Annotated in this window: 12 protein-coding genes; all 12 read left to right on the forward strand. The window is 31.0% G+C overall.

The window, feature by feature from the left end; all coding sequences use genetic code 11:
* The first annotated feature begins 160 nt into the window (after positions 1-160).
* The 12 genes from Q1A73_RS23945 to Q1A73_RS24000 all read left to right on the forward strand — a co-directional run bounded on the left by Q1A73_RS23945 (position 161) and on the right by Q1A73_RS24000 (position 11,586).
* Positions 161-538: a DUF4844 domain-containing protein gene (locus Q1A73_RS23945; protein WP_299611169.1), complete on the forward strand. Its 378-nt coding sequence runs from the start codon at positions 161-163 to the stop codon at positions 536-538.
* 192 nt (positions 539-730) lie between these two features.
* Positions 731-1,201, forward strand: a complete 471-nt coding sequence (locus Q1A73_RS23950; RefSeq protein ID WP_299611172.1) for a hypothetical protein — start codon at positions 731-733, stop codon at positions 1,199-1,201.
* 69 nt (positions 1,202-1,270) lie between these two features.
* Positions 1,271-1,897 (forward strand): zinc-ribbon domain containing protein, encoded by a 627-nt coding sequence (locus Q1A73_RS23955; RefSeq protein WP_299611175.1) that lies wholly within the window; start codon positions 1,271-1,273, stop codon positions 1,895-1,897.
* 72 nt (positions 1,898-1,969) lie between these two features.
* Positions 1,970-2,386 (forward strand): hypothetical protein, encoded by a 417-nt coding sequence (locus Q1A73_RS23960; protein ID WP_299611178.1) that lies wholly within the window; start codon positions 1,970-1,972, stop codon positions 2,384-2,386.
* 218 nt (positions 2,387-2,604) lie between these two features.
* Positions 2,605-3,144, forward strand: a complete 540-nt coding sequence (locus Q1A73_RS23965) for a hypothetical protein (protein ID WP_299611181.1) — start codon at positions 2,605-2,607, stop codon at positions 3,142-3,144.
* A 156-nt stretch (positions 3,145-3,300) separates the two neighbouring features.
* Positions 3,301-4,629: a Shedu immune nuclease family protein gene (locus tag Q1A73_RS23970; protein ID WP_299611184.1), complete on the forward strand. Its 1,329-nt coding sequence runs from the start codon at positions 3,301-3,303 to the stop codon at positions 4,627-4,629.
* A gap of 169 nt (positions 4,630-4,798) precedes the next feature.
* Positions 4,799-6,775 carry a hypothetical protein gene (locus tag Q1A73_RS23975; protein ID WP_299611187.1) on the forward strand — a complete coding sequence of 659 codons (1,977 nt, stop codon included), beginning with the start codon at positions 4,799-4,801 and terminating at the stop codon, positions 6,773-6,775.
* A gap of 160 nt (positions 6,776-6,935) precedes the next feature.
* Positions 6,936-7,682 carry a DUF6882 domain-containing protein gene (locus Q1A73_RS23980; protein ID WP_299611190.1) on the forward strand — a complete coding sequence of 249 codons (747 nt, stop codon included), beginning with the start codon at positions 6,936-6,938 and terminating at the stop codon, positions 7,680-7,682.
* Positions 7,683-8,405: 723 nt separating this feature from the next.
* Positions 8,406-8,960 (forward strand): hypothetical protein, encoded by a 555-nt coding sequence (locus tag Q1A73_RS23985; RefSeq protein WP_299611193.1) that lies wholly within the window; start codon positions 8,406-8,408, stop codon positions 8,958-8,960.
* Positions 8,961-9,110: 150 nt separating this feature from the next.
* A complete protein-coding gene (locus Q1A73_RS23990) occupies positions 9,111-9,788 on the forward strand; it encodes a hypothetical protein (protein ID WP_299611196.1) in 678 nt (225 codons plus the stop codon).
* 18 nt (positions 9,789-9,806) lie between these two features.
* Positions 9,807-10,346 carry a hypothetical protein gene (locus tag Q1A73_RS23995; protein WP_299611199.1) on the forward strand — a complete coding sequence of 180 codons (540 nt, stop codon included), beginning with the start codon at positions 9,807-9,809 and terminating at the stop codon, positions 10,344-10,346.
* 190 nt (positions 10,347-10,536) lie between these two features.
* A complete protein-coding gene (locus Q1A73_RS24000) occupies positions 10,537-11,586 on the forward strand; it encodes a DUF4365 domain-containing protein (RefSeq protein ID WP_299611201.1) in 1,050 nt (349 codons plus the stop codon).
* Positions 11,587-11,728 lie beyond the last annotated feature (142 nt).

Genomic DNA, 11,728 nt, shown 5'->3' on the forward strand with positions numbered 1-11,728 from the left:
AGTTAGCAACCAATGCGCAGAAAAACCGAAAAGCAAGGTAACATTTTGCTCTGCTACGACACATATATTAAACGTTGGCAACAATTAAAAAATGACGAAATACATTAAAATATTAATTCTATTTTTATCCTTATCTGCTTGTGGACAAAATGTAACTGAAATGAAAACACCTGAGGACGTAACTGAAAAGTTTACGGAATTTATTGCAAAGAAAAAGTTCGTTGAGGAAAATTATTATCCTGGAATCGCTGACGAAAAAATGCGACCGATTTTTACGAACAAAATTAACAAAGTCGCGGCTGACTTTAAAACTGTTGCGGAATCTGAAAATCCAACTGACAAACAATATCAGGAGAAAATTGGAATCGGACTTTCGAGGTTTGCGGATGTTTATTTGGAATTGGACACCGAAGACCGAGAAAGAGTTTGCACATACATTGAGGAATTAATGGACATTGTCGGACTGGAAAGCTCGAATGGACAACTCAATAAATTCATGTACGGTTTTGACCCAAACGAATTGACTAATAAAAATTAAAAAAACTGTTGCCAACAACATATATGTGATCATAGCAGCAAAGTGATCAATCGAAAGGTTATTGTACATTTATAAAGGGGCAATGCTTGCAGAAAGTAAAAGTTAGCAACCAATGCGCAGAAATATCGAAAAGCAAGGTAACATTTTGCCCTGCTACGACACATATATAAAACGTTATATGCAATAAAAAAAGTGAGTACTTTAAGTAAAATAAGAAGTTGGTTTAAATCGGACTACCAAAAGAAAACGGATAATATTGATGTAAATGGAATTGATGATAGAGAATTTGAATGGTGTATTGTTGGAAATATTGTAGATCGTCACTTTTATGGAATGGAAAAGGAAGTAAGACGAGGAACCAAGCAATTTCGACCAGGAGCTAAAGTTTACTGTATGCCTGAATTTGGAGGAATGGCTCACGAAGAAATTAGGGTTATAGGAAAACCTAGAAAACAAAATAGGCTGATCAACATTGTAATGAAAACTAAAAAAATAAAGAATTTTAGGGTTCAAAAAGTATATAGTCCGAAAATTCAGTTCGACTTAGGTAGTCACACATATTACTGGAAAAACAGACGATCTGAAAATGAAATAGAGAATCTAAATGAGATGGTGAAATACTTGAACACTCTAACGGAAGAAATAAATAAAAAAAGCATATAACAAGATGTATAAATCATTAATGGCTTCGCCATAACGATTTATACATGCAACGTTGTGCATCATGTAGAAATGAGAAGTGATTTAAATAAATATAATACTTTAACTTGCCCTTGCTGTCGAAAAAAAAGGCAACTCAAGGAGTTCGAACAACTCGAAAAGTTAAATAAACAATATGTATTTGATTACCTTATAAGTGTATTTGAAAGTGCCAAATACGGATATTTACAATGGGCATGTGATGATTGTTTAAAAAGAGGAATTGCTATTAATGGAAAACCTGAAAAGCAAAACTGGGGAGGGTTTACTTATCCGTATTTCGCTTTCTATGATCAGGAAAAAAAGTGTTCTACTTGTGAACAAGACTTTATTTTCACGAAACAAGAACAAATTTATTGGTATGAACAACTGAAATTTATTGTTTGGTCAAAACCTAAAGACTGTGCAAGCTGCCGAAAAGAAAAAAGAGAGCCTAAATCACGGAATACCAAAATATCAAATCTTGTAAAAAATCTTGAAAAAGACAATATTGATCAAGTTGAGGAACTTATTGACTTGTATCTTGATATTAATAAGGTAGAAAAGGCTAAATATTATCTTGCTCTAATAAGAAAAAACCTTAAAAAGGAAATAAATGTGGTTTTGGAGCAACGATTAATAAAAATAAAAGAAAAAATTACGATGCACAACACTATATAACAAAACATAGCTGCCCTTCGGGTCAGCAACGTTTGTTATATTCACCGTTGTACATAATTTGAATAAACAAAAATGACCCAAATCAAAAACGTCAATAAAAATCCAATTCTTAATCTTCATATTGAATTGAATACTAAGGACGAAATAAAGGTCAATCGAATATTAAGACGAATTCAAGAAGTAATAGAAATTCCATTATATATTGACGAAATCTATAAAAGTGATCCAAAAGAATTCACTGTTTATTGTTATCTAATATCTGAATTTGAAAAAACCAATGATTCAATTGTATGGGCTTTGACTACATTGGATAAGATTGGAGAAGAGTGGTATATAGAATGTCCTAACTTAAATCATAAAGAATATTGGAAATTTAAAGGAATGAGAATAAACGAATGGAATACGTTCAAAATCAATGGTATAAAAAAAATAGATTTTGATTTGACTAATTTGAAAAAAGTGGGCAATCCGAAAGATATAATAAGCTAAAAATAAAACTATGTACAACAACATATATGTGATCATAGCAACTAAGTGATCAATCGAAAGGTTGTTGTATTTTTGGTAAGGCGCAATGCTTGCAGAATGGAAAAGTTAGCAACCAATGCGCAGAAAAATCAAAAAGCAGGGTAACATTTTGCCCTGCTACGACACATATATTAAACGTTGTAGTGCATTTGAGAAACCAAAATTGACATTAAATATTTATGAAAAAAAAGAACATAAAAGATGACATTTTAAGAGCTTTGGTTTCTGAAAAAATTCCAGTACTTCCGCCAGAGGAATTGTTAGCCAAAGTGAATTATGAAAAATCTATATTTGATTTTGCCATACTGGAACTTGAAAAAGCGAATCAATTAGCAATTCTCAAACCAAGAACTAAAGATGATAATCTAAAATATACCTTAACACAAGACGGAGAAATTTTTATCCGAAATACAAGTTATTACGAGCAACACAAAAAAGGAAAAACCAATAGTTTTTATAAAATTGCTGATAAATCAATTGCGATATTAGGTATTCTAACAGGTATAATATTTGGAATAAATTCCTGTTCGTCTGAAAACAAGAACGACAGACTCATAAAGTTAGTGGAGCAAAAGGACAGTATATTGAATCAAAGAGTAACTGAATATAAAACCTTGGAATTAAAAATAGATAGTGTTAGTTACGAAATGAAAGTTTTAAAGGAGAAATTTGCTAAACTCAATAAAAATAAAACCGAAACTAAAATTGGAAAGAAATAAAAACGCACTACAACAATGTATAACCGCAATTACGGCGGATTCGACTACATCCGAATCCACTCTGAATTGCTAACGCTAGTGAATAAAAGAAATTAATAACTAATTTAACCCGCAACTGACGGTTATACGAAACCGTTAGCAATTATTTAAAAGCCGATGCCAAAACCAGCTCAATACGTAAGAAAAGTAAAAAGTGGTGACTCTGTAAAGGTCTACTCTAAGGCTTTCAATGTTGACGAAAAAGGGCTTAAAAATGGGCAGGCATACGAGAAAAACACTTCATCTAAAAAGGTCAATGGCGAACAACTGAATTGTAAAATTGACAAAAAGAATAAGTCGATTACTGTTTATACTCCTAAGAACTTCCCTTTACCTCACTTTAAAGTTGCAGGGACTACATCTCTTTCAAGAGTAAAGGGAACATACTCCAACACAGGTGCATTTTACAAGGGATTCGGAGATATTATCCAAGAAATTGCCGAAAGCATACCCGACCTAAAAGAACTGACAATTGATTACACAAAAGACTCTGAAACTAATCTTCGTAAATATCGAGACAATCGTTTCTTAACAATAAGTGAAAAAGACTACAACTATATGCACGGTCTTTTTCAAACTGAAAAGAAATTAAGTGCTGATAACTCGAAAATTGAAATAATCAAGTATCTCCAGCAGCGAGTCCCAGATATTGAGATAGAGCAAAAGAAAAGCAGAGAAATAGTTTCAAGAGATTTTAAGAACTTAATTTTCAAGGAAGTTCTCAGTGATATGAGCGAGAAACAGGTGAAGGAACTTCTTTTTCAGCTCTACGACCAATACTATGACGTAATTGAATCAAAAGTTGAACTTTTCAAAGAAACAGATACATATAAACTTGACTACATCATAGGTGAATATGAGAGATATTTCAAAGAGTTCGCGAGTGATGAGTCCAAATGGCAAGAATTTTTTGAAGAAAACTTCAATATCATCAATCCCAGTTACAAATATGTTATTCGGGAAGTAGATACAATATTTAACGCCCTTGATATTGAAGCTGATAAAAGACCTGTCGACTTTATTGTCGTAGACATTTACAACAATGTTGAACTAATTGAACTAAAAACACCAAGCGCTCCAATTGTCTCTTCAAAAAAGGACAGGAACAATTACTACTTAGTACACAACTGCACTAAAGCTTGCACACAATTAGAGAAGTATCTACTATGCTTCGAACGCAATCACACCGAAGTAGAAAAACTTGTAAAAAGGAAAATCTCTGAAAAGTATGGAATTAGGCAGAAGGACATTACCCTCCTGACGACAAAACCGAAAGCCAAACTAATTATCGGAAAATTAGAACCTATAACAAAGAAAAAGTCAAGACATCAAGATTTTCAACTACAGCGACACAGTTTTAAGAATATTGAACTGATTACATATGATGAAATTTTAAAGAGTTTGAAAGAGATAAAAAGAGAACTTAGTTCAAGGAAAAAGAAATAAAAAAACAATTGCTAACAATGTATATAAAAAATAGGCAGAACAGCAGTAAATTCAAAGATTTGGGTTCGTATAAAAGTTCGTGTTTAACCGAGAATTTGGTGCTTCGAAATCGCCTACTTTTCATATACTAACCGTTAGCCGTCACCCTGAAAAAACCACCGTTTGAAATATGCATAAGTACGACTTAAATAGAGTTCATTTTTATTCCTTAGAAGATATGGCAGGCGGACATCAACTTTCAAAAGGAGAAAATATTTTGAGAGCTGAAATTAAGTCAAACTACGATGACGTCAATGAGATTTTAGAGCTTTACAACATAAAGAAATACTTTGACAACGAATTATATTTAAAAAGTTGGACACAAGAAGAAATTGACGACTTCAAACAAAAAGCCAAAAAATATGGACAAATAGTTGGAAATTATTTTTCAACTATTAATGACGAAAATGTCGTTGAGATATACAAGCAGACTTTACACGGTTACATTCATTCATTTTGGGAAATAGTATGTAATCATTCCCTTTTTAAGCAAATTTCAAAATCAAATTTTAGCAAAATTTTAGAAAACGAACCACACTTGGTACACGAAATTTTAACTCATAAAGTTTTAGTAAACCATTATGATAGAGAACTCAAAACCTTCTTATTAAACTATCCAACATCTGCTGAAATTTTGCTCTCAGTTTATGAGACCGAAGTAGATTTTAAAAGAAATCAAAAGTATATTCCTAAAAGTCTGACTATTTCGGATAAAGAAAGTATAATATCAAAATATTTAGATTCAGCAGATACAAACCTGAACTACATTGGCTTAATTGAAAACGCAAGAAATAGAAATGATTTCAGAATTTCAGACAAAACAAGGTTAAAAGCAAAACGATTGCACAAAAGTGAAACGGAAAAGTTCTTTTCCGACAAAGGAGGAATGCGTTTTGGTGTCTCTGTCGGCTTTTCAGAAAATGTAGATAAAGTAAAAGATGGTCACATTGACGATAATCTTGTAGCTCATTATACTTACAGTTCGGATTTTATAAAGAAAAACAATCATCCTTACCAACTATTTAAAAATTTTAAATTGCTCTTTGAATTTACTGATAATCAAAACAGAATAAATCTTGTTAGCAAAAAAAGTCAGTTAGGTTTATTCGAAAAAATTATGGGGGTTCATTCTCAAAATGAATACAAGATTGGAACAGGATTTTCTTTATCAGAAATGACATCTCGTGGCCAAATTTATGGCTACAACAAAATTATTGCTGAATTAAACACTTCATTAGAAGATATTTTACATTTTGTCTATACAGAGGCTTTTCAGGAATTATACGGATTTGCGGAGAATGCTCGTTTTTCTATTCCTAAGCCAACAAATACCTTTTTTGAAAAGGTAAGATTGTTTGCACCTGAATTTGAGTCAATTCTAAAACAATTCAAACTTTATGTCGAAGACGGAGAGATAGATTTTGAACTTTTGCAAATATCATCCTCACCAACCACAATTAAGAATATCCCAAGTCTCGTCCAAAATAAGTACGTCTATTTCAATTATGATAATCAAGAAATGGCTGGTTGTTCAAATCTATTTTTTTCTGACCAAACGCTTCTTGCTTATGTCGAACCATTTAAAGAAGATAAGTACCATACATTCTTTGATTTACTTGTAAATGAAAAAGTTAAATTCAGCAATTATCAAGAACATCAAAAACCACAGTTAAATTACTTGATTGAGAGAAATTTCATCGAGATTGATAATGACGGATTTATTCAAGTAACAAATCCAGCACGTCTATTCATATTTAAAGACCTGTACGATAATGAGTTTGCATCGTTTTATCGTTATCCTATAGAATTTCAAAGAGAAGCTTTGCAAATGCAAACGGAAAATATAGTGCTCTTTGAGAGTTCATTATTTTCAAAATCTGAACAGTCATATTTCAATTATTTTCTGAATAAAAGCGAGTTCACTAATGGATTGGATTTAAGAAACAGTTATTTGCACGGGACACAAGCTAATCCAGAAGAAATTGAAAAACACGAATATGCATATTTCACATATCTAAAATTGGTTGTCTTGACTTTGCTGAAAATAGATGATGATTTACAAATTTCAAATGCAATAGAACAGCAGAAAGAAAGGGCGAACGGCTAACAATGTGTATAAGTAATAGCGGTCGAAGTGATAAAACGAAAGTATAAACATAAAACAAAGGTCAGTACAAAATCGAAAGGTTTTTGAGTAGAAATCCGCTACTACTCATACACGAGACCGTTAGCACACATTAGAAAAAAAATCAGTACAAAACAAAACTATGGGAATATTTAATAAGCTATTTGGCGGAGAAAAACCAGAAAAGAAAACTCAAATTGACTCGTCAAGATTTAAAGACGTTCAGAAAGCGGACTACAAAAATCTTGAAGATTTAATTGAACAAAATGCAGGACTTTCGTTTGAAAAACAATTAATTTTTGGAGATGTAATTGGCTCAAATGCTTGGGAACTTGATATGGGAAAAGGAAAAATTATGTTTGGAACTTTAGAGTTTCCAATCCAAATAATAGGTTCACTTGCTTTCAACAATAGTTCTTGGATGTGGGCTTGGGCAAATACTCAAAGTGGAATGCCTGAAAATTTATTAATCCAATCAAACAAACTTAAAGAAATTGGAGAAAAGAAAAACATTAAAGAATTAACAGAAGGTAGTTTCAATGTAGAAGAAGGATTTGAGCATAAAATTGGAATGATGGCTTGTGGATTATTTAATTCTAAAAGTTATTATTGTGCAAATTATGGACAAGGGACACTTGTTGTAACAATTGACGACAATAAAATTCCAAAAATAGATAAAGACAGATTTGAAAAAATATTGACAAGTTTCCCTCAGTTAATTAGTGGGACAATATTGAATCATAAAAATGCTTTCAAGAATTATTTATTAGACAGAGATTTTAAATTATCAATTACCGAAAATAGTGTTGAAGGACTAAAAAATGATAAAGTAATTATTGGGGAATTTGACGAATTAAATAGACTAAAATCACTAAATGGGAAAATATAACGTGTGCTAACACGGTGTATAAAACATAGCTAGTAAGTGCTAAACCGAAGGGTTTCTGTATATTTAAAAAGTCCGCCAAATTTTTAATTTGGCTTTTAAAAAGAGTAAAGTTAAAAACAAAATATAAAAATTCGGCTCTGTGTTAACCCGAAAATTTAGTGTCTTTTTACACGCTACGTTCCATACACAAGTCCGTTATCCGTGCATTTTAGAAATCTGAAAAGCAAAACGAAAGCAACGAACGGTTAACCACACCATGACTTGAGTATGTTTGTGATGGTTAGTGTCAAATCGAGGAAAAAGCGATAAGAAAAATCAAAATTGAGGAGCATTACGGAGTAGTAACGTGCTAAAAAATCGCTTTTTTGGCTGATCACCTTCTGACGAAAAAAAGTTCAGATTCATTTGGTAAGGTCTGTCTCCTACTCTATGATTGCAAGATGATCACAAAAAGAAAAAATCAAATTGACGGAATAATTGCGCAAGTAATATCACCTTGCTTGGCTTGTCTAGTAAGGTTAGTGACTGAAAAAAGAACGCACGATAACAAGATATATGTGCCATAGCAGCAAAGTGATCAATCGATTGGTTGTTGTATATTTATGAAGGCTCAATGCTTGCAAAAGGTGAAAATTAGCAATCAATGCGCAGAAAAATCATAAAACAGGGTAACATTTTGCTCTGCTACGACACATATATTAAACGTTAGGCATAATTTGGAAAATGAGAATACGAATAATTATCATAATTATATTAACATTTAATCTATCATTATATTCTCAAATAGATGAAAAACGTGATTCTGGAAAAATGTATAAAATTTCTGGTGTTATAACTGACAAAACAACTAATGACACTTTACCTCTAGTAAGTGTTGAAATTCTGAATAAAAACCTAAAAAAAATTAAATCAACTCGTTCTGATTTTGATGGAATTTACTATTTCAATTTTTGTTCTAAAGAATTAATAACGGATACTCTCTTGATTAAAACAACTTATATATCTTACAAACAAGAAACATTATTCTATAAAATTAATTCTGATTCTGTTATCAATATTAAGATGTCCTACGATAAAAATAAAACAATTACGAAAGAGAAATTTAAAAAATACAATAGCAGTTTTCTTTATTATGAATGTGGAACAGAAGATTATGATGTAATATCTTATGAAGAAAATAAAACCTATCGCCACTTTTGTAGCGGACAAGAAAAAAAATATCGTCAACTGATTAAAGATAATGATAATCTTTCTGAATGGAATTTGATAGAAAAATAAAACTATGCCTAACAAAGTGTATAGCTCATTGCGGCTGAATTCCTTAAACGGAATTCATTGCAGATTTGCTAACTTAGTGACTTATCGGAATCTTCCTTCGGAAATTCCGCAACAAGCCATACACAGAACGTTACCAGCAATTAGATAAAAATGGATATTAGAAGCATAAATCCATATTCTTTAAGTGAAAAAGTCATTGAAAATGAGAATAAACCATTCAAATTATGGCTTGAATTTGAAATATCAAGTCCTTGGGATGATATTGAAAATGATTTTGCAAACATCATAGTTGATACTTTAGACGGTAGAAGTTATGGAATAAATGTTTGGACGTATAAATTTCTTGAAACTGCGATTAGTACAGATAAAGAAAATGGAGAAAACCTAAATGGACTTTATCTAGTACCTCCAGACTTATTTGTAAAAGAATTATCCAGAAATTGTATCGAAAAAACAATCGCTGACTTATTGAAAAATGGAAATTTAGAAGACATACTAAATAACACGACTTTTGAATTGAAGTTCTTAGATCCGTACTGGGATGTAATTGAAATGGAAGAGAAAAATATTCAAGCTTTAATGAACGAACTCAAACTTGAATTACCAGATGATCATATGTTACGTTATCAGAATACTGAACTAATTGCTAGAAAGACAAATAATGATGATATCGTACTAGAACTAGAAGATGAAAGAATTGCTGTTGTCCATCTAACATGGAAATCGAAAAAGGAAACTAATGGATACCCGATAACAAGAATCTATAAAGACAAAGTGAATTTTTGGAATAACGAAATGAAACAAGATATACTTGAATTCAAAGAATAAAAAAAAGCTGGTAACAAGGTGTATAAAATCATAATGGCTGAACGCCATTACAATTCATACACACAGCGTTATGCATTATCAAATATGAATTCGAAATTTAATCTTATAATCTTCATTTTCTCCATTTTATTTTCTTGTGGAGAATTAAATAATGAAAAATCAACTATACTTTTGAATTCTGAATATAATAAACGGTTAAAATCTGAATACGGTTACTTTGTTTGGAATCCAAAAAAAAGTGATCTAGAAATCGTAAATAAAGTCTTGAAAAAAGCTATTGCTGATAAAAAATTTGATTTTATAAAGAAACCTATTCTTGAAAACATAAATAACAATCTATTTAAACAATATATACCATACATTGATAAGAATAATAACCGAATAATACTCTTAAACGTATCTTGTGACGTTTTAGCAATACCTACTTTAGAAGATCAAAAAATGGAACATTGGAAAAATGAGTTTTACGAAGTATATGACGGAGGCTCATGCTATTGGAAAATTACTATTAATGTTGATACTGAAAAATACTCAAATTTATTAGTAAATGGAGTTTAAAAACAATGCATAACACTATATATGTGATCATAGCAGCTAAGTGATCAATCGAATGGTTGTTGTATTTTTGGTAAGGCGCAATGCTTGCAGAATGGAAAAGTTAGCAACCAATGCGCAGAAATATCAAAAAGCAAGGTAACATTTTGCCCTGCTACGACACATATATTAAACGTTAGCAGTTATTAAATAAATGACAAGATATAATCCAACAGAAAGAATAGGTGTTAATGCAACTGAAAACATTTTTATCAGTGAATTTGAGTGGATTTTTAGAGAGCAAACTATAGTAGATGTAGGAATAGATGCTCTAGTCGAACAATCTGAAAATGGCAATCCGAAAGGTAAGTTTCTTGCTTTACAAATTAAAACAGGTAAAGGTAATTTTCATTTTTCTGAGAAAAAAATAACTCATTATATTTCTAATGTACATTATAATTATTGGCTAAACTTTGATATCCCCATAGTTCTCATTGCACATATTCCAGAATCAAACGAAACATTTTGGATGGAAATTAATGAAAGCACAATGAAAAGAACAAAGAAGAAATGGAAGTTAGAAATACCTAAGTCAAGTAAATTAAACCGAAAAGCAAAACCTATACTAACTAAACTCTTAGTAAATAAAAGAATTGGACTATCAACGGTTCAAATTTTTAATGGTGAGAATATTAATGACCAAACCATCTATGATATTGCGGAAAAATCAAAATGTATAGTGGACGCCAATGAATCTACATCGAAAACTTCTGAACTCTTGAATGAGATGGAACAAAAAACTATAGAAACTAATGAAAAAATTAAAGAGTATAATTCCATAAATAAATCCTTTAATTCACCAGATGTAAAAGCTTCAATAAATGGATATGCAAAGACGTTAAATATATATGCAAGAAGATTTGAAAATGAGAATCTAATATTTTCAGAGACCTTTGCAGAAGGGGTTTTTGGATTTGAACAAGCAATAATGATACATTTTTTTGTGACAAAAGACGTTGAAAAGCTAAAATCTTCATTAAATAGTATTATCAGAGTTCCTAATTCTCTAGAAAATTTGATTATAAGTTTTGAAAAATTAGGTTCTAACCTCAAGTCTTTGCCGCAAAAAAACAACTCGCTCAAAGAAGCTAAAAAAAATATACTTTTGGTTATTGATTCAATGGTTGATGAATACAAAGCAGCAAAATCAATGGTTTTAAGTTTAATTGAATCAATTGAAAATGAATTAAAAAACAACTGCTAACATTATATAACAAAACATAGCTGCCCTTCGGTTAGCAACGTTTGTTATATTTACCGTTACCACATATTGGAAATGACCGATAAGACAAGGAAAATATTTTATCCAGCAACTTTATTTATAGGCTTATTATTAATGATATGGC

It is taken from the genome of uncultured Aquimarina sp. (genome assembly GCF_947492115.1).
Classification (GTDB): domain Bacteria; phylum Bacteroidota; class Bacteroidia; order Flavobacteriales; family Flavobacteriaceae; genus Aquimarina.

Excerpts from the sequence above, each read along its gene's own strand:
- Q1A73_RS23945 (WP_299611169.1), top strand. The coding sequence starts at position 161 with ATGAAAACACCTGAGGACGTAACTGAAAAGTTTACGGAATTTATTGCA.
- Q1A73_RS23955 (WP_299611175.1), top strand. The coding sequence starts at position 1,271 with ATGAGAAGTGATTTAAATAAATATAATACTTTAACTTGCCCTTGCTGT.
- Q1A73_RS23960 (WP_299611178.1), top strand. The coding sequence starts at position 1,970 with ATGACCCAAATCAAAAACGTCAATAAAAATCCAATTCTTAATCTTCAT.
- Q1A73_RS23965 (WP_299611181.1), top strand. The coding sequence starts at position 2,605 with ATGAAAAAAAAGAACATAAAAGATGACATTTTAAGAGCTTTGGTTTCT.
- Q1A73_RS23970 (WP_299611184.1), top strand. The coding sequence starts at position 3,301 with ATGCCAAAACCAGCTCAATACGTAAGAAAAGTAAAAAGTGGTGACTCT.
- Q1A73_RS23975 (WP_299611187.1), top strand. The coding sequence starts at position 4,799 with ATGCATAAGTACGACTTAAATAGAGTTCATTTTTATTCCTTAGAAGAT.
- Q1A73_RS23980 (WP_299611190.1), top strand. The coding sequence starts at position 6,936 with ATGGGAATATTTAATAAGCTATTTGGCGGAGAAAAACCAGAAAAGAAA.
- Q1A73_RS23985 (WP_299611193.1), top strand. The coding sequence starts at position 8,406 with ATGAGAATACGAATAATTATCATAATTATATTAACATTTAATCTATCA.
- Q1A73_RS23990 (WP_299611196.1), top strand. The coding sequence starts at position 9,111 with ATGGATATTAGAAGCATAAATCCATATTCTTTAAGTGAAAAAGTCATT.
- Q1A73_RS24000 (WP_299611201.1), top strand. The coding sequence starts at position 10,537 with ATGACAAGATATAATCCAACAGAAAGAATAGGTGTTAATGCAACTGAA.